The sequence below is a fragment of the Rhodococcus sp. JCM 9793 genome, from assembly GCF_055380405.1.
In genome coordinates this window covers 2426005-2448259 of sequence record NZ_AP043721.1, presented here as the reverse complement: position 1 = coordinate 2448259, position 22255 = coordinate 2426005, and the positions used below count along the sequence as shown (strand labels likewise).

The 22255-nt window shown below is 65.7% G+C and carries 17 protein-coding genes; 2 read left to right on the top strand and 15 right to left on the bottom strand.

Going from position 1 to position 22255, the window contains the following annotated elements; genetic code table 11:
* Positions 1-2: 2 nt before the first annotated feature.
* The 7 genes from ACZ46K_RS13610 to ACZ46K_RS13580 all read right to left on the bottom strand — a co-directional run bounded on the left by ACZ46K_RS13610 (position 3) and on the right by ACZ46K_RS13580 (position 7569).
* Entirely contained in the window at positions 3-1601 is a 1599-nt protein-coding gene (locus ACZ46K_RS13610; RefSeq protein WP_464748721.1) for an acyl-CoA carboxylase subunit beta, read from the bottom strand.
* The gene (locus ACZ46K_RS13605) at positions 1598-2746 is read right to left on the bottom strand and encodes an acyl-CoA dehydrogenase family protein (RefSeq protein WP_054806382.1); all 1149 of its coding nucleotides are present in this window, start codon (positions 2744-2746) and stop codon (positions 1598-1600) included. Before ACZ46K_RS13605 ends, ACZ46K_RS13610 begins: the two co-directional genes overlap by 4 nt.
* Positions 2743-4452 carry an acyclic terpene utilization AtuA family protein gene (locus ACZ46K_RS13600; RefSeq protein ID WP_464748719.1) on the bottom strand — a complete coding sequence of 570 codons (1710 nt, stop codon included), beginning with the start codon at positions 4450-4452 and terminating at the stop codon, positions 2743-2745. Before ACZ46K_RS13600 ends, ACZ46K_RS13605 begins: the two co-directional genes overlap by 4 nt.
* The gene (locus ACZ46K_RS13595) at positions 4452-5243 is read right to left on the bottom strand and encodes a TIGR03084 family metal-binding protein (RefSeq protein ID WP_464748717.1); all 792 of its coding nucleotides are present in this window, start codon (positions 5241-5243) and stop codon (positions 4452-4454) included. The genes ACZ46K_RS13600 and ACZ46K_RS13595 overlap by 1 nt, the downstream gene beginning before the upstream one ends.
* An 81-nt stretch (positions 5244-5324) precedes the next feature.
* Entirely contained in the window at positions 5325-6086 is a 762-nt protein-coding gene (locus ACZ46K_RS13590) for an SDR family NAD(P)-dependent oxidoreductase (RefSeq protein WP_054807581.1), read from the bottom strand.
* Positions 6076-6507 carry a nuclear transport factor 2 family protein gene (locus ACZ46K_RS13585; RefSeq protein ID WP_464748715.1) on the bottom strand — a complete coding sequence of 144 codons (432 nt, stop codon included), beginning with the start codon at positions 6505-6507 and terminating at the stop codon, positions 6076-6078. Before ACZ46K_RS13585 ends, ACZ46K_RS13590 begins: the two co-directional genes overlap by 11 nt.
* 135 nt (positions 6508-6642) lie before the next feature.
* Positions 6643-7569: a LysR family transcriptional regulator gene (locus ACZ46K_RS13580; protein WP_464748713.1), complete on the bottom strand. Its 927-nt coding sequence runs from the start codon at positions 7567-7569 to the stop codon at positions 6643-6645.
* A 44-nt stretch (positions 7570-7613) separates the two neighbouring features.
* Here ACZ46K_RS13580 and ACZ46K_RS13575 point away from each other — a divergent pair, with 44 nt between their 5' ends.
* Positions 7614-8036, top strand: coding sequence for a PaaI family thioesterase (locus ACZ46K_RS13575; RefSeq protein WP_464748711.1), 423 nt, complete (start codon positions 7614-7616; stop codon positions 8034-8036).
* On the opposite strand, the gene ACZ46K_RS13570 is transcribed toward ACZ46K_RS13575, so the two are convergent.
* The 5 genes from ACZ46K_RS13570 to ACZ46K_RS13550 form a co-directional block, all read right to left on the bottom strand.
* Positions 8028-8351, bottom strand: coding sequence for a DUF202 domain-containing protein (locus ACZ46K_RS13570; RefSeq protein ID WP_054807584.1), 324 nt, complete (start codon positions 8349-8351; stop codon positions 8028-8030). The genes ACZ46K_RS13575 and ACZ46K_RS13570 overlap by 9 nt on opposite strands.
* A 6-nt stretch (positions 8352-8357) precedes the next feature.
* The gene (locus ACZ46K_RS13565) at positions 8358-8726 is read right to left on the bottom strand and encodes a DUF202 domain-containing protein (RefSeq protein WP_054807585.1); all 369 of its coding nucleotides are present in this window, start codon (positions 8724-8726) and stop codon (positions 8358-8360) included.
* 49 nt (positions 8727-8775) lie between these two features.
* Positions 8776-9216: a Rieske (2Fe-2S) protein gene (locus ACZ46K_RS13560; RefSeq protein ID WP_464748709.1), complete on the bottom strand. Its 441-nt coding sequence runs from the start codon at positions 9214-9216 to the stop codon at positions 8776-8778.
* A 99-nt stretch (positions 9217-9315) separates the two neighbouring features.
* Positions 9316-10839 carry a DHA2 family efflux MFS transporter permease subunit gene (locus tag ACZ46K_RS13555; protein WP_464748707.1) on the bottom strand — a complete coding sequence of 508 codons (1524 nt, stop codon included), beginning with the start codon at positions 10837-10839 and terminating at the stop codon, positions 9316-9318.
* Between the two features lie 151 nt (positions 10840-10990).
* Complete coding sequence (locus ACZ46K_RS13550; RefSeq protein WP_464748705.1) at positions 10991-12664, bottom strand: FAD-dependent oxidoreductase; 1674 nt, start codon at positions 12662-12664, stop codon at positions 10991-10993.
* 173 nt (positions 12665-12837) lie between these two features.
* Here ACZ46K_RS13550 and ACZ46K_RS13545 point away from each other — a divergent pair, with 173 nt between their 5' ends.
* Positions 12838-13329: a SixA phosphatase family protein gene (locus ACZ46K_RS13545; RefSeq protein ID WP_054805079.1), complete on the top strand. Its 492-nt coding sequence runs from the start codon at positions 12838-12840 to the stop codon at positions 13327-13329.
* Positions 13330-13415: 86 nt separating this feature from the next.
* Here ACZ46K_RS13545 and ACZ46K_RS13540 read toward each other — a convergent pair whose 3' ends face one another.
* The 3 genes from ACZ46K_RS13540 to ACZ46K_RS13530 all read right to left on the bottom strand — a co-directional run bounded on the left by ACZ46K_RS13540 (position 13416) and on the right by ACZ46K_RS13530 (position 22209).
* Positions 13416-17387, bottom strand: coding sequence for a DNA-directed RNA polymerase subunit beta' (locus tag ACZ46K_RS13540; protein ID WP_464748703.1), 3972 nt, complete (start codon positions 17385-17387; stop codon positions 13416-13418).
* 114 nt (positions 17388-17501) lie between these two features.
* Positions 17502-21008, bottom strand: coding sequence for a DNA-directed RNA polymerase subunit beta (rpoB, locus tag ACZ46K_RS13535; RefSeq protein WP_464748701.1), 3507 nt, complete (start codon positions 21006-21008; stop codon positions 17502-17504).
* A gap of 361 nt (positions 21009-21369) precedes the next feature.
* The gene (locus tag ACZ46K_RS13530) at positions 21370-22209 is read right to left on the bottom strand and encodes a hypothetical protein (protein ID WP_054805074.1); all 840 of its coding nucleotides are present in this window, start codon (positions 22207-22209) and stop codon (positions 21370-21372) included.
* Between the last annotated feature and the right edge of the window lie 46 nt (positions 22210-22255).

Below are 22255 nucleotides of genomic sequence, written 5' to 3'. Positions count from 1 at the left end.
CCTCACATCCGGAAGACGCCGAAGCTGTCGGCGCCTTCGATCGGTGCGGTGGCGATGGCCGACAGGCACATGCCCACCACGGTGCGGGTGTCGCGGGGGTCTATGATCCCGTCGTCGTAGATGCGTCCGGACAGGAACATCGGGAGCGACTCGGCTTCGATCTGATTCTCGATCGCGGCGCGCATCGCCTCGTCTGCAGCCTCGTCGAACGCCTGGCCGCGGGACTCGGCAGCGGCGCGGCCGACGATCGAGATGACACCGGCGAGCTGCGCGCCACCCATCACCGCCGATCTCGCGCTCGGCCACGCGAAGAGGAAGCGTGGGTCGAACGCGCGACCGCACATGCCGTAGTGCCCCGCACCGTACGAGGCACCGAGCAGGATCGAGATGTGAGGCACGGTCGAGTTGGCTACCGCGTTGATCATCATCGCGCCGTGTTTGATCATCCCGCGTTCCTCGTACTCCCTGCCCACCATGTAGCCGGTGGTGTTGTGCAGGAACAATAGTGGCGTGTTCGCACGATTGGCGAGCTGGATGAACTGGGCGGCCTTCTGCGATTCCTCGCTGAACAGGACGCCGCGGGCATTGGCGAGGATCCCGACGGGGAATCCGTGCAGTTGCGCCCACCCCGTGACGAGCGACGACCCGTACAGGGGTTTGAACTCGTCGAAGTCGGAATCGTCGACGATCCGGGCGACCACCTCGCGCGGATCGAAGGGGCGCTTGAGGTCGTCGGGGACGATCCCGAGCAGCTCCTCGGCGTCGTAGCGGGGTTCGAGCACGTTCGGCGCCGCCGCGGGACCCTGCTTGCGGTGGTTGAGCCGCCGCACGATGCCGCGCCCGATCCGTAGCGCGTCATGTTCGTCGACCGCGAAGTAGTCGGCGAGACCGGATGTGCGGGCGTGCATCTCGGCGCCGCCGAGCGCCTCGTCGTCGGATTCCTCACCCGTGGCCATCTTCACCAGGGGCGGCCCTGCGAGGAACACCTTGGACCGTTCCTTGATCATGACGACGTGGTCGGACATGCCCGGAATGTAGGCGCCACCTGCTGTGGAATTGCCGAATACGAGAGCAACGGTGGGAATACCGGCAGCAGACAATCGTGTGAGGTCGCGGAAGAGCCGACCGCCGGGAATGAACACTTCCTTCTGTGTGGGGAGGTCGGCGCCACCCGACTCCACCAGCGAGATCAGCGGCATCCGATTCTGCATCGCTATATCGTTGGCACGCAGACTCTTCCGTAGCGTCCATGGGTTGCTGGTGCCACCGCGTACGGTCGGGTCGTTCGCAACGATCACGCATTCGACACCTTCGACCACACCGATGCCCGTGACCACGCCGGCGCCCACGGGGAATTCGGTTCCCCAAGCGGCGAGAGATGACAGTTCGAGGAACGGCGAGTCGGGGTCGATCAGCAACTCGATCCGCTCTCGTGCCAGCAGTTTGCCGCGATCGTGGTGTCGTCGTACGTACTTCTCGCCACCACCCGCGAGCGCCTTGGAGTGCTCGGTGGCAAGTTCCGAGAGTCTCGAATTCATCGACGCCGCGGCGTCGCCGAACTCTGCGGATCCGTAATCGAGGGCCGATGCCAGTGTGCTCACCCGTGGTACCCCAATCGCTTCGCGGCGAGTTCGATGAGAATCTCGCTGGTGCCACCGCCGATGCCGAGAATACGCATGTCGCGGTATTGGCGTTCCACTTCGGACTCGGCCATGTAGCCGAGTCCGCCGAACAGCTGGACCGCCTGGTGCGCGACCCATTCCCCGGCTTCGACGGCACTGTTCTTCGCGAAGCACACCTCGGCGATGAGGTCCAGGTCGCCGTCGACGGCCCGTTCGACGAGGGCTCGCGAGTAGACGCGGGCGACGTCGATCCGCCGCGTCATGTCGGCGAGGGTGCGCTGGACCGCCTGGCGGCTGATCAGCGGGCGGCCGAAGGTCTCACGGTCGCGGCACCAGGCGATGGTCAGGTCGAGACATCGCTGGGCGCCGGAGTATGCCTGGGCGGCGAGGGCGATGCGCTCGGACACGAAGCCCTGAGCGATCTGGAAGAAACCGGTGTTCTCGGCGCCCACCAGGTTGGCTGCAGGGACACGGACGTCGACGAACGACAGTTCGGCCGTGTCGGACGCGCGCCAGCCCATCTTGTCGAGCTTGCGGGAAACCGTGAAACCCGGCGTTCCCTTGTCGATCACGAGCAACGAGACGCCACCCGCGCCCGATCCACCGGTACGGACGGCGGTGACCACGAAATCGGCGCGGCAGCCGGACGTGATGTACGTCTTGGCGCCGTTGACGATGTAGTGGTCGCCGTCGCGCACCGCGGTGGTGGTCAGGTTCCCGACGTCGGATCCGCCGCCGGGTTCGGTGATCGCGAGCGACCCGATGAGCTCGCCCGCGAGTGTGGGCTTCACCCATCGGTCGATCTGGTCGGGATCGCCTGCAGCGATCAGGTGGGGCAGGGCGATGCCGCAGGTGAACAGCGACGCGAACGCGCCACCGGAAGCGCCTGCCTCATGGAATGCCTCGCACACGATGAGGGTGTCGGCGCTGTCTCCCCCGGAGCCGCCGACCTCGTCGGGGAAACCCACGCCGAGTAACCCGAGTGCTGCCGCCTTCTTGTGGAGTTCACGCGGAAGTTCGCCGTCGCGTTCCCACTCATCGAGGTACGGCAGGACGTCCCGTTCGACGAAACCGGTCACGGTCTCGCGCAGTGCACGACGTTCGGGGGTGTTCCAGATACTCACGTGTGGTCCTCCAGGAAGGTGATCGGGATATCCAGGTAGCGGGCCCGCAGCCACTCGCCGAGCCCCTTGGCCTGCGGGTCGAACCTGGCCCGGGACGCGACACCGCGGCCGAGGATTCCTTCGATCACGAAGTTGACGGCCCGTAAATTCGGTAGCAAGTGGCGGGTGACGGTGAGCGGCGCAGTTTCGGGAAGGAGCGACTTGACGGTGTCCACTGTGAGAGTGTGTGCGAGCCAGCGCCACTCGTCGTCACTGCGCACCCACACGCCGATGTTGGCGTCGCCTCCTTTGTCTCCGCTGCGCGCACCGGCCACCGCACCGAGCGGTGCGCGGCGGGTGGGGCTGTCCGGCCATGGGGCGGGCAGGTCGGGGGTATCGAGCGGCTCGAGCGGCCTGCTCTGCGCAGCCGGGGGCACTTCGACGCGGGTACCGTCGGGTAGCGCCGCCACATGGGGAACCTGCGCGGCGTCGACATAGCCTGCGGTGTAGACCCCGTAGGCGCTGCCGGATCCGGGCGGCGCGGTCAGCGACAATCCGGGGTATCCGGCGAGTGCGAATTCCACTGCGGTGGAAGTGAACCCACGGCCCACAACTTTCGGGTCGGGGTCGCGGACCGTGCAACGCAGCAATGCACTCGCGGCTTCCTCGGTGTCGGCATCGGGGTGGTCGGTGCGAGCGAGGGTCCACTCCAGTTCAGCGGGGCGCGTCGGCAGATTCGCCTCGACCTGGCGTCGCACGAGTTGCGCCTTGGCCTCGATTTCGAGTCCGGTGAGAACGAACTCGGCCTGGTTGTGAAATCCCGCCAGCGCGTTGAGACACACCTTGAGTGTGGGCGGCGGGACCTCACCCCGGACCCCGGTGAGCTTCACGCGGTCGGGCCCTACCTGCTCGAGGTGGACGGTGTCGATGCGCGTGGTGACGTCCGGACCTGCATACCGCCCACCGGTGACCTCGTACAAGAGCTGTGCGGTCACGGTGCCCACCGTGACAGCGCCGCCGGTTCCGGGATGTTTGGTGATCGTCGACGAGCCGTCGGCCTCGATCTCGGCGATCGGGAACCCCGGGCGGTCGAGGTTGTCGAGTTCGGTGAAGAACGCATAGTTGCCACCGGTCGCCTGAGTGCCGCATTCGATGACATGTCCGGCGGCAACGGCGCCTGCCAGCACATCGAACTCGTCTCGGGCCCAGCCGAAGTGGGCGGCAGCAGGACCGACGATCACGGAGGCGTCGGTGACGCGACCGGTGACGACGATGTCGGCCCCCGCATTCAGGCACTCGACGATCCCCCACGCACCGAGATATGCGTTCGCAGTGAGCGACGGCGGGTCTGTGGTCAGGTCGAGTTCGTCGACGCGGCCGAGAAGGTCGTCGCCCTCGACGTGGGCGATGCGCGGTGCGAGACCGAGCCGGTCGGCGAGATCCTGCAGTGCGGTGGAGAGTCCCGCCGGGTTGAGGCCACCGGCATTCGCGACGATCCGCACGCCCTTGTCCAGTGCGAGACCCATGCACTCCTCGGCCTGGCGCAGGAAGGTCTTGGCATAGCCGGCGGCGGGATCCTTCATGCGGTCGCGACCGAGAATCAGCATGGTCAGTTCTGCAAGGTAGTCGCCGGTGAGGTAGTGGAGCTCGCCGCCCTCGAGCATTTCGCGCATCGCCGACAGGCGGTCTCCGTAGAAACCGGAGCAGTTGCCGATTCGTACGGGCATCAACGATCGCCCGCTTTCTGCACTCGCCCCGGTCCGGGAGGCCCGGCGAACGCCTGGGCGAGGTCGAGCCAGATGTCCGCATCGGAACCCTGTGCAACGAGAGAGGTGTCGGCGCGGTGCACACGTTGTGTGACGAGCCTGCAGAAGTCGAGGGCCGAACCGGACACCGATTGTGTGGCATCACCCGGGCCCCACTCCCAGATGCTGCCGTCGGGCGCGGTGAGTACTACCCGGAACGGTTCGGCCGGCACTGCGCGGTCATGAATGACGAAGGCGAAGTCTCGTGTCCGGACGCCCAGGTGCGCGATGTGGCGGAGGCGAGGTGTCGCGGGCTGCGCGACTCCGAGGGCAGCCGCGACGTCGCCGCCGTGCGCCCAGGTCTCCATGATCCGCGCGGTCGCCATCGAGGCTGCGGACATGGGCGGGCCGTACCAGGCGATCTTCGTGCCCACGGGGACTCCCGCGAGCGCAGCCGCGAGTTCGCGACGGGCCGCGCGCCAGTGGGCAAGGAGTTCACCTGGCTCACGGACAGCGTGTTCCGCGGCGCCGACGTCGACGAAACCGTCGAGGTCGGTGATGCCCTCGACTCCGGCTGCGAACGCGTCCGGGTCGGTGATCGCGGTGAGGGCGGCGAGGTCGGTCCACAGCAGGTGACCAATCTGGTGGGCGACGGTCCACCCCACTGCCGGCGTGGGGCGACGCCAGTCGCCTTCGGTCAAGTCAGCGACCAGACGATCGAGGGCATCGCCTTCGGCGCACAGATCGTCGAGGAGCTCGGGCAGGTCGGCCATGCGATCAGCGTCACACGCCCCGACCCAAGAATCAAGCACTCATGATTGTTTTATTCATTCGCTCTGCATCGCAATGACGAATCAGACCCCGTATCCGCCGTCCACGTCGAGCTTCTGGCCGGTGACGAACCCGGCCTTCTCCGAAGCGAGGAACAGCACGGCCTCCGCGATGTCGTGAGCCCTTCCGAAGCGGCGCAACGGAATATTGCGCTTGGCCACGTCGAGCGCACGCTCGTCGAGATCACCGGACGAGATCAACCGGTCCGCCATGCCGTCGACGAGCATCCCGGGACCCACACTGTTGAACCGCACACCGAACCGGCCCTCCTCCACCGCCAGCGCGCGCACCAGCGATTCGACAGCGGCCTTCGGCCCCGCAGAGAGTCCGTCTCGGACCGGAAAACGTGTCGTGGCCGCGGTGGTGACGGCAACGACCGACCCCGCAGAGCGACGCAGCTCCGGGAGAACTGCAGAAACGAGGTTGAAGAACGCCTTCGCCTCGCCGTCCACCGCCTCACCGAATTGCGCGGGCGACACTGCGGACAGGTGCACCATCGGAACGTGCGGCCCCGCCGCGTGCACGACCACCGCAAATCCGTCGAACTGCTCGGACACGGAACGGACCCAACAGGCCGTGGCCTCGGAATCGGACAGATCGAGGGCATCCGCTCGGGCGACTGCGCCCAGCTCCACAAGCTCTGCGGACAGCCGTTCGGCGGCGCCCTTCCGACTGCGATAGGTGAAGGCGACATCATGACCGGTGGCGGCGAATCTCCGGCAGATCTCGGCACCGATCCCTCCGGTACCCCCGGTCACCAGTACTGTCCCCCGTTCAGCCGACACTGATCCGCCGATGCGCCAGTTGCCAACCGTCTGCAGTGTGCACGAACCGATCCCGATAGATTCCGCTCGATCGGACGGCCGGGGTGCCGCCTACGCCCGTGACGAAATGCCAGTACGCCATCGATGTCGCCTCACCGTCGCCAGGAACGACGGACGCATTGGTGATCACGTGCATCGTTCCCGTACCCGGCCCCTGCACACCGGATTCCCTACGTTCACGGGCGCCGGCAAGTGCGTCCTCCCGGCCACGCCGGACCTGCGCCGCGAGCCCGGACCCTGTACCGCCCGGGAACTCCCACACGAGATCCTCCGCCAGGAGCGCGCCGTATTCCTCGAGTGTTCCGAAATCCGCTGCCTGGGCCAGACATGAGATCGCGTTCGTGACGAGTGTGATCCGGGCGGCTCGTTCGAGATCGTCCACGCGCGTCTTCCTCCTGTTATCGTCCGCATCAGCGAACTCTGCTCGTGTAGCACCGATTCCGCCTCTCCGTCCCGAGAGGTTGCCGTGACCGTACCGACCGGCGACCAGGGTGGGGCGGGCGATCCCGGACAGCGGTCATTCCGGCCGGCGACTCCGAACAGATCCGGCCTGACGATCCCGGACGATCAGACGAAGGAGTTCGCCCGCGGGCCCTTCGAGCTTGCGCGGAGGCCGCCACACCGCGCGCAGTACCCGAGACAGGTCCAGCCCGTCCACCTCGATCACTCGCAGGTGCCCCGACGCGACATGGTCGGCAACGGCCAACGTGCTCAACACCGCCGGCCCCACCCCGCCGAGCGCGCTGGTCCGCACTGCTGCCCCGCTTCCCAGTTCGAGCAGTGGCACCGGCCGCTGGTACTCCTGCAATGCGAGGTCGAGTGTGCGGCGCGTGCCGGATCCTTCCTCGCGCACCACCAGCGGCGTCGCGGCGAGCTCGGCGACGGTGAGGGAACGTCGTCGACGTGCCCACGGATGCTCGGGGGCCACGACGACCACCAGTTCGTCACGTGCGACGGCGACGCTGTGTAATCCGGAGGGAATGACGGGGCCCTCGACGAATCCGACATCGCACCCTCCGGCCACCGCGATGTCGCACACCTGCATCGAGTTGTGCACCTGCAATTGGATCTGCACGTCGTCGTGCACCGCACGGAAGTCGCCGAGCCATCGCGGGATCAGATGTTCGGCAACGGTCATCGATGCCGCGACGACAAGTTCGGGATGGTGTTCAGCGCTCAACGCCGCGGCCGCGCCGATCAGCCGTTGTGCGTCGGCGAGTACTTCTCGGGCCCAGTGCGCCACCACGGTGCCCTCGGGCGTCAACACCGATCCGGAGCGCCCGCGTCGAACGAGTACGGCTCCGAGCTGCTTCTCGAGCCGACGCACCGACCGTGTGGCATTGGGCTGGGCGACACCCGCGGCGCGCGCCGAGGCACCGAGGCCGCCGAGGTCGTCGATTCCGACGAGTAGCTGCAACGCGGCGAGATCGGGCCATTCCGTCATACGGAAACGATATGCCGGAGGAGTCGCTGGGGCAGAATGCGGGCATGTCGTCCTTCGGAATCGACCGTGCACGGGAAGTTCTCGCCGCGCAACCGTTCAGCGTCCTGATCGGCGCGCGCCTGTCTGCCTACAGCCCCCAGGAGGTGTCGCTCGAGATTCCGTTGAGACCCGAATTGCTCCAGCAGTTCGGGTTCGCACACGGCGGTGTCCTGTCGTATGCGGCAGACAACGCGATCACCTTCGCCGCCGGCACCGCACTCGGCCCGTCGATCGTCACCACCGGATTCACGATCGATTATCTACGTCCCGCGCAGGGAACACTCCTACGCGCCGATGCCCATGTGGTCGAATCCACCAAACGTCAGGCACTGTGCCGGTGTGAGATCGTCGTCGTCACCGACGACGGCTCCGAGAAGGTCTGCGCGGCGGCGCAGGGAAGCGCCCGACTGATCGAACTCTCACGCTGATCCGGCAACGACGACCAGGACCAGCGCCGCGGATCCGAGTACGACGACAGTGCCCGCGAGGGTGATGTAGCGCCACCAGAAAGAGGTACCTCCGCCCGCCACCAACCCACGGACTCTCGCCCGGTGTCCCTCCGTCGCCGTGAACAACAGAACGACGACCGGCACCAGACACACGAGGCCGATCGCCGCGACGACGATCCTCGGCCCCGGCGCGAATCGCATGAATGCCAGCACGATCGCACCGAGCACGGCTTCGGTGCGCAGCCATGCGAGTGAGGTGCGTTCGGGTTGCAGCCCGGGGTCGTCGTGCCGCACGTCCGATCACACCACGATCGCGATGGCCAGCACGATCCCCGCGATCGACAGCAGAGCTGCGAGCAGATAGGCGATCCAGGGGAACGGCAACGGCTGTTCCGAGCGCATCGCCCTCTCCACTCCGACCCAGCGCACGACCGCGACCACGGCGAGCACCACTGCGAACAACAGGAGCACCGACGCGAGTACGGTCCGCAATACTGGGGCGACGATATCTCCGGCGAAGGTCTCGAAGCCGACCGCGGCGGCGATGAGGCCCAGCGAGGTACGGATCCACGCGAGAAACGTGCGCTCGTTTGCGAGCGTGAACCGAGGGTCCGGCTCGATGCCTTCACGCAGCACTCGTGGCCTTCGGTCTCGTCGCGTCGAACTCACACGGCGCACTCTAGTCCGGCCGGTTCCCGTTCACAGGTCTCGCGCTGTTTCATCCGGCAACCACATCTGTGCCACGCACCTCGACAGGACGTGCTTTCAACGGTTTCTTCGCGGGCCCCGCGACCGGTGCTCCGTCGAGCGCGAACCTACTGCCGTGGCATCGGCACACGATGAGGTCGCCCTCCACATCGGAGATGTTGCACCCTTGATGTGTACAGATCGCGATGAATGCATGGAAGTCGCCCTCCGTCGGCTGAGTGACGATGAGCCGCTTTCCCTCCAGAAGAACGCCGCTGCCGACGGGTACGTCGGCGACTGCGGCAACAACCTCGGCGTCCGGCCCCGGGGGCGCGGTGGTGGTCGCGACGGGCTCGGCCTCCGGTTCCTGCGACGTCGACGCTCCGCACGCAGTCAGCGCTCCCGCCGCCACCGCGGTACCTGCGCTCGAAAGCACTGCTCGCCGGGTCATCGGGGGGAGATTGCTACTCATCGACACTTCCGTTCGATCGCTGACACATCCCGCTCAGAGTAGTCCCGGAACGAGGCCGGGGCCGCGACCTCCGTCACGGCCCCGCCTCAGTCGAACGCCTCAGTGCATCGGGACTGTGCCCGGCTCGATCGGCTGCACCGACTTCCTGCGCGGCAGGAAGGCCGCCGGGATCAGAGCGAGCACCATGACGAGCATCGCCACAGTGAACGTGTCGCCGAAGGCGTCGGCAAGCGACCCTAGGACGGACTGCTGCACCTCGGGCGGAAGCTGCGCGAGCATCTCCGCGTCGGGCTGACCGGTCGTCCCTTCCGGCGCGCCCTCGGGTGCGATGATCCGGCTGGTGAGGATCACGGACATCGTGGCAGTGCCGATCGACCCCGACGCCTGCTGGACGATGTTCATCAGCGTCGAGCCACGCGCGATGCTGTGATCGGTGAGCGTCTGCAACGCTGCTGTCATCGTGGGCATCATGGTGCAGCCCATGCCCATTCCCATGACGAACAGTGCCCCGAGCAGGAGCGGATAGCCGGTGTCGACGCCGACCTGCGTGAACACGGACATGCCCGCGATGATGAGCACGAGACCGACCAGCACGATCTTGCCCGGCCCGATGCGGTCGACGAGCTGCCCGGCGATGGGCATCGTGAGCATCGCACCGAGTCCCTGCGGGGCCAACAACAGACCGGCCATCAGCGTCGACTCTCCGTGCACCTGCAGGAAGTAGCTCGGGAACAACAGACCGGCACCGAAGAAGCCGATCGCGAACACGGTCATCGTCAGCACCGCGAAGGTGAGCTGCCGGTTCTGGAACAGCTTCAGGTCGATGAGCGGATGGACGGCACGCAGGCCGTGGAACACGAAGGCGATGATGAGCACAATGCCGACGATGCCGGGAATGAGCACCCGCGCCGATGCGACCGTGCCGGTCTCCGGCAATGACGACACACCGAACAGGAACAGCGCGAGACCCGGCGACAACAGAAGCATGCCGACGAAGTCGAATGCTTCGGACTTCCGCGGTGAGTCCTTCGGCAGCACGACGAAGGCCGTGATCAGCGCGACGGCACCGATCGGGAGGTTGATGAGGAAGATCCAGTGCCAGCTCGCCACGTCGATGAGCCAGCCACCGAGGATGGGTCCGCAGATGGGGCCGAGGAGCATCGGGATACCCAGAACCGCCATGACGCGCCCGACCCGCTGCGGGCCTGCTGCCCGGGTCATGATCGTCATGCCGAGCGGCATCAGCATGCCGCCGCCGAAGCCCTGGACCACGCGGAAAGCGATCAGCGATGTGATGTCCCACGCGAAACTGCACAGGACGGACCCTGCGACGAACAGTACGAGCGCGGTGAGATAGAGACGCTTGGTGCCGAACCGATCAGCTGCCCACCCAGTGAGTGGAATCACACTGGCGAGAGCGAGGGTGTAGCCGGTCATCGTCCATGCGACCGTCGCGTACGAGGCCTGGAACTCCGACATGAAGGTCGGGAGTGCGACGGAAACGACAGTGACGTCGAGGATCGACATGATGGCGCCGAGCACCACCACGGAGGCGATCTTCAGGACAGCAGCGTCCAGTTTTGTACTCGGCTCGGAGGATGAATCCGCAGGTGGCGCTGTCATGGGTCACTCCAGTCGGTGCGCAGGCGTCGGCCCGCAGGATGATGAGAAGACGGACGGCCCCGAGCGGCCCATCGAAATCCGAATTCGGCACCGACAGCGTGGGCGCACCGCCCGATGATCTTATCGAGGATGCGCCGTGAGCCCCACTCCATTACCGTCGCATCGCGTCCAGGAGCGACAGCCGGCGGCGACCCAGACCGACGAGAGCCGCGCGGTCGGTGATCTTCACGCGCGGCCGGCCCTGCGCGCGGCCCGCCTCTCGTTCTACGGAGTCGATGCTGCGCCACCCGTGTAGGTCGATCCGGTCGGGGCGTCGCTCGGCCAGGAGTCTGCCGAGGCTCCGACGGTCGCCGCGCGGCCGCGTCAACCGTCCTGCATCGAAATCGGCGAACAGTGCGGCTACGGTCTCCTTCGCACACGCCTTGTTGGTACCGATGACTCCGCTGGGACCGCGCTTGATCCATCCCGTCACGTAGACACCCGCTTCGACGCGACCACCCACGCTGGGGACGATTGCGCGCTGTTCGTCGAACGGCAGCCCGGGAATCGGAACACCCTGATAGCCGATCGATCGGAGCACGAGGCCGGCGCTCACATCCTCGATATCGTCGGTCGCACGTGCGACGAGCGCGCCCTCGGGTGTCTCGACCAGCTCGGTCCGGGCGACGCGTGCACCGTCCACGTGGTCGTCGCCGACAAGTTCGGACGGCACGGCGTGGTAGCGGAAGACGATGCGGCGATTCCCTTCGCGTAGTTCGCGAGCCGCATACTCACGGGCGAGTCGGACGCGCATCGCCACGGCCGGGTCGCTCGCGACGGCGCGTTCGCTGGCCCGGTCGAGGACGAGTGCGGAGTCGTCGATGACGACGTCCACGCCGTTCAGGTCGCCGAGCGCAAGGAATTCGGGGTTGCTGTATGCGGCTTGGGCCGGCCCTCGGCGCCCGAGGAGGACGACCTCGCGGATATTGCTGTGGCGCAGCGCCTCGAGTGCGTGGTCGGCGATGTCGGTGCGCGCGAGTTCCTCGACGTCCATGGTGAGGATGCGGGCGACGTCGATGGCGACGTTGCCGTTGCCCACGATGACGGCGCGCTCGGCCGACAGATCGAAGGTGCGATCCGCATAGTCGGGATGGCCGTTGTACCAGGCGACGAATTCCGTAGCGGCGTGGCTGCCCGGGAGGTCTTCGCCGGGAACGCCGAGACGACGATCGGCAGAGGCACCCACCGCGTACACCACCGCGTGGTGGTGGTCGAGCAGTTCCGCGTGGGTGAGGTGGCGGCCGATCTCGGTGTCGAGGTGCAGCGCGAAGGCGTCGCGACGGAAGGACCACTCGAACGACTCGGTGACGGACTTCGTGCCGGGATGGTCGGGGGCGACTCCGGCACGGACCAGACCGAACGGTGTCGGCAGCCGCTCGAACATCTCGACCTCGACATCGGATCGATCGAGCAGTTCCTGCGCCGCATAGCAGGCTGCGGGCCCGGCCCCTACGACAGCAACCCGCAGGGTTCCGAGATCCCGCGGCGCGGCCGGTGTCGGCACGAGAGGGTCCCAGCCCTCCGGCATGGGGTGCGCGCGGTAATAGGCGGCGTTGATCTCGGCGAAGCGGGCCTGGGACGGTTCGAGCTTGTCGTCCGGAAGGATCGCTTCGACCGGGCATGCGTCGGCGCACGCACCGCAGTCGATGCAGGTCTGCGGGTCGACGTGCAGCATCTCCGTCGTGCTGAACTCACGTTCGGCGGGGGTGGGATGGATGCAGTTGACCGGGCAGACGGCGACGCAGCTCGCATCGTTGCAGCACGTCTGGGTGATGACGTAGGCCATGGCGGTGTCCTCCGAGGCAGGGCTGGGCAACCAAGTTTCATGTAACACTCAGTAACAGTTACCTTGACTGTAGTCGCGCATTCGCGTGCTTCGCAAGGCACGACCCGCCACGCGGATAGCAGGAAGTCGACGTCGGCGTTCCGGTTCGGGCACGTAGCCCCTACGGTGGGATGATGACCCGCACCCTGATCTTGCTGCGCCACGGGAAGTCCGCGTATCCGGACGACGTGGACGATCACGAGCGCCCCCTCTCTCCACGCGGCCGACGAGAAGCAGGTCTCGCCGGTCGATGGATACGAGCCAACCTGCCTGAGATCGACGCAGTGCTGTGCTCCGACGCGACACGCACGCGCAAGACTCTCGCCGAAGCGACGATCGACGCACCCGTCGACTACCGCGCGGCGCTCTACGGGGCCACTGCCGAGGGCGTCATCGCGGAGATCCGCTCGGTGGATCCGAAAATTCACACTCTGCTCGTGATCGGGCACGAGCCGTCGCTGTCCGAGACGGCGCTGAGTCTGGCCACAGACCACACCAGCGACATCGCCCAGCAACTCTCCGAGAAGTTTCCGACCTCAGCGCTCGCGGTCCTCACCGTTCGAGGCAACTGGGACGACCTCGAGTCCGGTCGCGCCGAACTGACCGACTTCCACATCCCACGCTGAGCGTCGCTTCTCCACGACGTACCCAGAAACCACAAAGGTCCCGCCCTGAAGAGAGAGGGCGGGACCTTTGTGACTACGGCAGCGAACTACCGGTAGTCGTTGGAGTAACCGTAGTCATCCAGAGGCACTGCAGCACCGGTGTTCTGGCCGAAGCCGTCCGGCGAGTAGTACTGATCGTCGTACGCCGGGATGGCGTACGCGGCAGCACGAGCCTCCTCGGTCGGCTGAACCTGGATGTTCCGGTACTTGTTGATGCCGGTACCGGCCGGGATCAGCTTGCCGATGATCACGTTCTCCTTGAGACCGATCAGCTTGTCCGAACGGCAGTTGATCGCCGCGTCGGTCAGCACACGAGTGGTCTCCTGGAACGATGCCGCCGACAACCACGAGTCGGTGGCCAGCGACGCCTTTGTGATGCCCATGAGGACGGGGCGACCGGCAGCCGGCTCGCCACCTTCCTGGACCACACGACGGTTCGCAGCCTCGAACTCGCTGCGCTCGACGAGTGAACCGGGCAGGAACTCCGTCGCACCCGAATCGATGATCGTCACGCGACGCAGCATCTGACGCACGATCGTCTCGATGTGCTTGTCGTGAATCGACACGCCCTGGCTCCGGTAGACCTCCTGGACCTCGTGGACCAAGTGGATCTGAACCTGACGGGGGCCCATCACACGCAGCACCTCGTGCGGATCGGCAGCACCTTCGAGGAGCTGCTGACCGACATCCACGTGGTCGCCGTCGCCGAGGACACCCTCGGTGCCGTCGGCCTTGCGGATGACGTGCAGACGCTGACGCTTCGACAGCTTGTCGTACACAACCTCCTCGCCACCGTCGTCGGGGATGATCGTGATCTTGTAGAAACGATCGTCGTCCTCGAGGCGGATACGTCCGGAGACGTCGGCGATCGGAGCCTTGCCCTTCGGGATACGGGCCTCGAACAGCTCCTGGACACGGGGCAGACCGCCGGTGATGTCCTCACCGACACCACCCTGGTGGAACGTACGCATCGTCAGCTGCGTACCGGGCTCACCGATCGACTGTGCGGCGACGATACCGACGGCCTCGCCGATGTCGACGAGCTTGCCCGTCGCCATCGAGCGGCCGTAGCAGGTCGCGCAGACGCCGGTGCCGGTGTCGCAGGTGAGGACCGAGCGGACCTTGACCTTCTGGATACCGGCCTCGAGGAGTGCCTCGATCGCCGGATCGCCGAGGTCGGAGCCGCGCTCGACGACGACATTGCCGGCCGCATCGATTGCATCCGTGGCCAGCGTGCGGGCGTACGTGCTCGTCTCGATGTGAGCATCGCGGACCAGCTTGCCGGTCTCGTTGCCCTGTGCGTCGCGCTCGGGCTCAGCGATGACCATCTCGATGCCACGCGGCGTGCCACAGTCGACCTCGCGCACGATGACGTCCTGCGAGACGTCCACCAGACGACGGGTCAGGTAACCCGAGTCGGCGGTACGCAGAGCGGTATCGGCAAGACCCTTACGCGCACCGTGGGTATTGATGAAGTACTCGGCGACGGTCAGGCCCTCGCGGAACGAGGACTTGATCGGACGAGGAATGAACTCGCCCTTCGGGTTCGTCACCAAGCCCTTCATGCCCGCCAGCGACCGGATCTGGGTCATGTTGCCCGCAGCGCCGGACTTCACGATCGTCGGGATCGGGTTGTCATCCGGGTAGTGCGCCTCCATGACCTGGCCGACCTCTTCGGTCGCCTCCTGCCACAGCTTGACGAGCGAATCGCGGCGCTCGTCCTCGGACAGCTTGCCTCGGTCGTACTGCCGCTGGATCGAGTCGGCCTGACCCTCGTAACGCTCGAGGATCTCCTTCTTCTCCGGCGGAACCAGAACGTCCGACATCGCGATGGTGACACCGGACCGCGTGGCCCAGTAGAAACCCGCATCCTTGAGCTTGTCGACGGTCTGTGCGACGACGATCATCGGGTAGCGCTCGGCGAGATCGTTGATGATCCCGGCCTGACGCTTCTTCGGCATGATGTCGTTGACGAAACCGTAGTTCACCGGCAGCAACTCGTTGAACATCACGCGACCGAGGGTGGTGTCGGCGAGCCATTCCTCGCCGTAACGCCAGCCGTCGGGGAACAGCTCGTTCTCGATCTCACGCGGCGGACGCTGCTGGGACAGACGCACCCGGATAGGGGCCTGCACCGAGAGCACACCGCGGTCGACGGCCATGATGGCCTCGGCAGGCGACGAGTACACGCCCTGCTCCGGTTCGTCGGCCGAGGAAGGCTTGTACGCGCCCACCGCGTCCTCGACGAGACGGGTCAAGTGGTACAGACCCGTCACCATGTCCAGACGCGGCATGGCCAGCGGGCGGCCCGATGCCGGCGACAGGATGTTGTTGGACGACAACATCAGGATGCGTGCCTCGGCCTGAGCCTCTGCCGACAGCGGCAGGTGCACGGCCATCTGGTCGCCGTCGAAGTCGGCGTTGAAGGCTTCACAGACGAGCGGGTGCAGCTGGATGGCCTTACCCTCGACGAGCTGAGGTTCGAAGGCCTGGATGCCGAGGCGGTGAAGCGTAGGTGCACGGTTCAGCAGGACCGGGTGCTCGTTGATGACCTCTTCGAGGACGTCCCACACCTGCGGGCGCTGACGCTCGACCATGCGCTTGGCCGACTTGATGTTCTGCGCGTGGTTCAGGTCCACGAGGCGCTTCATCACGAACGGCTTGAACAGCTCGAGAGCCATGAGCTTCGGCAGACCACACTGGTGCAGCTTGAGCTGCGGGCCGACGACGATGACCGAACGGCCCGAGTAGTCGACGCGCTTACCGAGCAGGTTCTGACGGAAACGACCCTGCTTGCCCTTGAGCAGATCGGACAGCGACTTGAGCGGGCGGTTACCCGGACCCGTCACCGGCCGGCCGCGGCGACCATTGTCGAACAGCGCGTCGACGGACTCCTGGAGCATCCGCTTCTCGTTGTTGACGATGATCTCGGGGGCACCGAGGTCGATCAGTCGCTTGAGGCGGTTGTTCCGGTTGATGACACGGCGGTACAGATCGTTGAGGTCGGACGTCGCGAAGCGGCCACCATCGAGCTGCACCATCGGACGCAGCTCCGGCGGGATCACCGGAACAGCGTCGAGGACCATGCCCATCGGCGAGTTGCCGGACTGCGCGAACGCCGCCACGACCTTGAGACGCTTGAGCGCGCGGAGCTTCTTCTGCCCCTTGCCACTGCGGATGATCTCGCGCAGCAGCTCGGCCTCTGCGTTGATGTCGAAGGTCTCGATGAGCTTCTGGATCGCCTCTGCGCCCATCGCGCCGGTGAAGTACTCGCCGTAGCGGTCCTGCAGCTCGCGGTAGATCATCTCGTCGACGATGAGCTGCTTGGGAGCCAGCTTCGTGAACGTCGTCCAGATCTCGTCGAGACGATCGAGCTCGCGCTGTGACCGGTCGCGCAGCTGACGCATCTCGCGCTCGCCGCCGTCCTTGACCTTGCGGCGGACATCGGACTTCGCGCCTTCGGCCTCGAGCTCGGCCAGGTCGGCTTCGAGCTTCTGTGCGCGGGCCTCGAGGTCGGCGTCGCGCTGATCGGCGACACCCTTCTTCTCGACCTCCATCTCGGCCTCGAGCGTCGAGAGTTCGTTGTGACGGAGCTCGTCGTCGACCGAGGTGATGACGTACGCAGCGAAGTAGATGATCTTTTCGAGATCCTTCGGTGCGAGGTCGAGCAGGTAACCGAGACGGCTCGGCACGCCCTTGAAGTACCAGATGTGGGTGACGGGTGCGGCCAGTTCGATGTGGCCCATCCGCTCACGACGCACCTTGGCGCGGGTCACCTCGACGCCACAGCGCTCGCAGATGATGCCCTTGAAGCGGACACGCTTGTACTTACCGCAGTAGCACTCCCAGTCCCGGGTGGGGCCGAAGATCTTCTCGCAGAAGAGGCCATCCTTCTCGGGCTTGAGCGTGCGGTAGTTGATGGTCTCAGGCTTCTTGACCTCGCCGTACGACCAATTACGGATGTCGGCCGCGGTGGCCAGACCGATCCGGAGTTCATCGAAGAAGTTGACGTCGAGCACGTAACTTCCTTTCCCCTGTGCGGGCTTTGTTGCTGCTAGTTGTCGCTATCGCTGCCGGGACCCGATGCGGTACGCGGCCGGTGTGACTCGGTGGCGCACCGCATCGGTCGGCTCCTAGTTCGCGAGGTCGTCGACCGTGGCCGACTCGTTGCGGGAAAGGTTGATGCCCAGGTTGGCTGCTGCCCGCTCCAGGTCCTCGTCGTCACTGTCTGCCATCGCGATGGCAGCGCCGTCGCTGGACAGCACCTCCACGTTGAGGCACAGGGACTGGAGTTCCTTGAGGAGCACCTTGAACGACTCCGGAATGCCGGGCTCGGGGATGTTCTCGCCCTTGACGATCGCCTCGTACACCTTCACGCGACCCACCACGTCGTCGGACTTGATGGTGAGCAGTTCCTGCAGCGTGTATGCGGCGCCGTATGCCTGCATGGCCCAGCACTCCATCTCACCGAAGCGCTGACCACCGAACTGGGCCTTACCACCGAGCGGCTGCTGCGTGATCATCGAGTACGGACCGGTCGAACGTGCGTGGATCTTGTCGTCGACCAAGTGGTGCAGCTTGATGATGTACATGTAGCCGACAGCCACCGGGTACGGGAACGGCTCACCCGAACGACCGTCGAACAGCGTCGCCTTGCCGTCGGGACCGACCATGACCTCGCCGTCGCGGTTCGGCAACGTCGACGCCAGCAGCCCCGTGAGCTCCTCTTCGCGAGCACCGTCGAATACCGGTGTTGCGATGTTCGAGTCGGACTCGGCGGCGAGCATCTCCTCGGGCAGGTTCTGCGCCCAGTCGGGACGCGACCCATCGTCGGCGATCTGTACGTTCCAACCGGCCTTGCCGATCCAGCCGAGGTGAGTCTCGAGGATCTGGCCGATGTTCATACGACGCGGAACACCGTGCGTGTTCAGGATGATGTCGATGGGAGTGCCGTCGGGCAGGAACGGCATGTCCTCCTGCGGGAGGATCTTGCCGATGACGCCCTTGTTGCCGTGGCGGCCGGCGAGCTTGTCGCCGTCCTGGATCTTGCGCTTCTGAGCCACGTACACCCGGACGAGTTCGTTGACGCCCGGAGGCAGATCGTCGTCGTCCTCGCGGGAGAACACGCGGACGCCGATGACCTTGCCGGTCTCGCCGTGAGGAACCTTGAGCGACGTGTCGCGGACCTCGCGGGCCTTCTCACCGAAGATCGCGCGGAGCAGGCGCTCCTCCGGAGTGAGCTCGGTCTCGCCCTTCGGGGTGACCTTGCCGACCAGGATGTCGCCGTCGCGGACCTCGGCACCGATACGGACGATGCCGCGCTCGTCGAGGTCTGCGAGGACCTCATCGGAGACGTTCGGGATGTCGCGAGTGATCTCCTCGGCACCGAGCTTGGTGTCGCGGGCATCGATCTCGTGCTCCTCGATGTGGATCGAGGTCAGGACGTCCTCTTCCACGAGGCGCTGCGACAGGATGATCGCGTCCTCGTAGTTGTGGCCTTCCCACGGCATGATCGCGAGGAGCAGGTTCTTGCCCAACGCCATCTCACCGTTCTCGGTGCAGGGGCCGTCGGCCAGAACCTGGCCGGCCTCGACACGCTGACCCTCGTCGATGATCGGACGCTGGTTGGAGCAGGTGCCCTGGTTCGAACGGTCGAACTTGCGCAGTCGGTAGGTGCGGCGAGTGCCGTCGTCGGCCATCACCGTGATGAAGTCGGCCGACACCTCCTCGACCACGCCGGGCTTCTCGGTGACGATGACGTCGCCGGCGTCCACTGCAGCGCGCAGTTCCATGCCGGTACCGACGACCGGGGCCTCACTGCGGATCAGCGGCACGGCCTGACGCTGCATGTTCGCGCCCATGAGGGCACGGTTGGCGTCGTCATGCTCGAGGAACGGGATCATGGCCGTCGCGACCGACACCATCTGGCGCGGCGAGACGTCCATGTACTCGACGGCGTCGGCGCCGACGTACTCGATCTCCGCGCCCTTCTTACGGACGAGAACGCGGTCTTCGGCGAACGTGTTGTCCGTGGCGATAGGCGAGTTCGCCTGCGCGATGAGGAAGCGGTCTTCTTCGTCTGCCGTGAGGTAGTCGACCTGGTCGGTGACGATACCGTCGACGACCCGGCGGTACGGCGTCTCGATGAAACCGAACGGGTTGACCCGCGCGTACACCGACAGCGAACCGATCAGGCCGATGTTCGGGCCTTCAGGGGTCTCGATCGGGCACATACGGCCGTAGTGCGACGGGTGGACGTCGCGGACCTCGAGGCCGGCGCGCTCACGCGACAGACCACCGGGGCCGAGCGCCGAGAGGCGACGCTTGTGAGTCAGACCCGACAGCGGATTGTTCTGGTCCATGAACTGCGACAGCTGCGAGGTTCCGAAGAACTCCTTGATCGCTGCCACCACCGGACGGATGTTGATCAGGGTCTGCGGCGTGATCGCCTCGACGTCCTGAGTCGTCATGCGCTCACGAACGACGCGCTCCATGCGGGAAAGGCCCACGCGGATCTGGTTCTGGATGAGCTCACCGACAGTACGCAAGCGTCGGTTACCGAAGTGGTCGATGTCGTCGACCTCGACCGGAACCTCGACGCCGCCCGGAGCGGTCATCCAGTTCTCGCCCGCGTGCAGACGCACGAGGTACTCGATGGTCGCGACGATGTCTTCCTCGGTGAGGGTCGACGCTTCGATCGGCTGGCCGATGTTCAGGCCCAGCTTCTTGTTGATCTTGTAACGGCCCACGCGCGCCAAGTCGTAGCGCTTGTCCTTGAAGAACAGGTTCTCGAGGAGCGTCTGTGCGCTCTCCTTCGTCGGCGGTTCACCCGGACGAAGCTTGCGGTAGATGTCGAGGAGAGCCTCGTCGGTACCGGCGGTGTTGTCCTTCTCGAGCGTGGACATCATGATCTCGGAGAAGCCGAAGCGCTCCACGATCTGCTCGGTGGACCAGCCGAGCGCCTTGAGCAGCACGGTGACGGGCTGACGGCGCTTGCGGTCGATGCGGACACCGACGGTGTCGCGCTTGTCGACGTCGAACTCGAGCCATGCGCCACGACCAGGAATGACCTTGACGCTGTGCAGGTCCTTCTCGGTGCTCTTGTCGACGGACTTGTCGAAGTACACACCGGGCGAGCGCACGAGCTGCGACACGACGACACGCTCGGTGCCGTTGATGACGAAGGTGCCCTTGTCGGTCATCATCGGGAAGTCACCCATGAAGACCGTCTGGCTCTTGATTTCGCCGGTGTTGTTGTTGATGAACTCGGCCGTGACGAACAACGGGGCCGCGTACGTCATGTCCTTGTCCTTGCACTCCTCGACGGAGGCCTTGACCTCGTCGAAGCGTGGGTCGGAGAAGGAGAGGGACATCGAGCCCGAGAAGTCCTCGATCGGCGAAAGCTCGGCGAGGATCTCCTCGAGACCACCGGCAACGCTGCCGTCACCGCGATCAGCAGCCTTCGCGCGCCAGCGCTCCGACCCGATCAACCATTCGAAGGAATCTGTCTGTAGATCGAGGAGCCCGGGAACTTCGAGGGGTTCGCGAATTTTCGCGAACGAAACCCTCTTCGGGGCTCCGGGGATTCCGGCAACTGCCTTGGTCTGGCTAGAGACTGCCAAGATGCGTCCTTCCAGCACCTCACGCGGGTCGCTCCAACCGGTGCGACCGCCGCTGTACCTGCTTCTTCATGTGGGGCGTTTCGGCTGGTCGCAACCCGAACTGAAACCTCGCCGAAGAATCCGATGAAATCGCTCTCGATGAACGATTCACGGGCTCACAGGTCGAGGGGTGGACAGGAGGCAGCCAGCGCAAAGAACCAACTTACACCGAACACACGAAAATGTCCACGGGGGTGCCTCAAAGAAACCTGGAGGCGACGTTACGGAGTCCGTATCGCACAGGCGTACCGATAGAGTGACGTCTCACGTCGTTCTCGTCAAGAGTCATCGGCCCCCGGTGACACACCCGCATCACGACCACCGGCCGGACGCGACGGGCCTACTGATCACGGATCTCCGAGACCAACCAGCGGCCATCTGCCTTCTCCATCCGCACCAGCAACGGCGCCGCCGCACTCCCCTGCGCCACTCCGTCACCGGTCGCGCTGACGTTGATGTACGCAGCGATCTCGGCGTGGGACTCATCGATCATCCGCGCGCCGATGTGCGCCACATTCACCTCCGTCACGGTACGGGTCTGCACCGCGGCATCCTTGGTGACCTGCGCGGTCGAGTCGAATTCCGCGCGACGTTCGTCTGTGAGCAGTTCGCGGATCTCGGCGAAATCCTCGTCGATCGTCTCGAAATCGTACCCGTGCATCGCCTCGATCGCGTGCGCGGCGGCCTCGGTCACCGCAGCAGTCTCCGCCTGGTCGACCCATGCGATATTGCTGTCGGACGCTCCGGGTCGGAGGGCCGCTACCACCGCGAGCGCACCCAGCACCACGGCGACCACTGCTACCGCGACCACCGGCATCCAACTCGGTCGTCCCGATCTCTCCTCGCCAACGGCCTGTGGAGGGAAGGCGGTCGCCTCAGGATCGACCGCCTCGACCTCGGACTTCTCGAGCGGCTCGGCCGTCGTATGGGCTTCGGCCTTCTTACTCAGCAGGACCGGCGCAGAGGGCTCGGTCTTCTCATCCGGCTCGGCCTTCTCGTCGACACCGACCGTCCGATCGGAGTCGATCGCGTCGACCTGATCGACGCGATCGGATTCACTGCTCCGAGAAACCTGGCTCGGGGCGGTCGAACCTGTGGTCGACTCCGTCCGGCGACGGGACTCGCCGGCGATCTTCGGTCGACGGCGCGGCGGCCCGGGGTTGCGTCGCTGCGGTGGCACTAGACGTTCTCCTTCGTCGGCTCGCTGTTACTGCTGTTCGAGCCGT

What these genes read in the sequence shown, in the direction of transcription:
- ACZ46K_RS13600 (WP_464748719.1), bottom strand. Translation starts at nt 4,452, where the DNA reads ATGCCCGTACGAATCGGCAACTGCTCCGGTTTCTACGGAGACCGCCTG.
- ACZ46K_RS13595 (WP_464748717.1), bottom strand. Translation starts at nt 5,243, where the DNA reads ATGGCCGACCTGCCCGAGCTCCTCGACGATCTGTGCGCCGAAGGCGAT.
- ACZ46K_RS13580 (WP_464748713.1), bottom strand. Translation starts at nt 7,569, where the DNA reads ATGACGGAATGGCCCGATCTCGCCGCGTTGCAGCTACTCGTCGGAATC.
- ACZ46K_RS13575 (WP_464748711.1), top strand. Translation starts at nt 7,614, where the DNA reads ATGTCGTCCTTCGGAATCGACCGTGCACGGGAAGTTCTCGCCGCGCAA.
- ACZ46K_RS13560 (WP_464748709.1), bottom strand. Translation starts at nt 9,216, where the DNA reads ATGAGTAGCAATCTCCCCCCGATGACCCGGCGAGCAGTGCTTTCGAGC.
- ACZ46K_RS13555 (WP_464748707.1), bottom strand. Translation starts at nt 10,839, where the DNA reads ATGACAGCGCCACCTGCGGATTCATCCTCCGAGCCGAGTACAAAACTG.
- ACZ46K_RS13550 (WP_464748705.1), bottom strand. Translation starts at nt 12,664, where the DNA reads ATGGCCTACGTCATCACCCAGACGTGCTGCAACGATGCGAGCTGCGTC.
- ACZ46K_RS13545 (WP_054805079.1), top strand. Translation starts at nt 12,838, where the DNA reads ATGACCCGCACCCTGATCTTGCTGCGCCACGGGAAGTCCGCGTATCCG.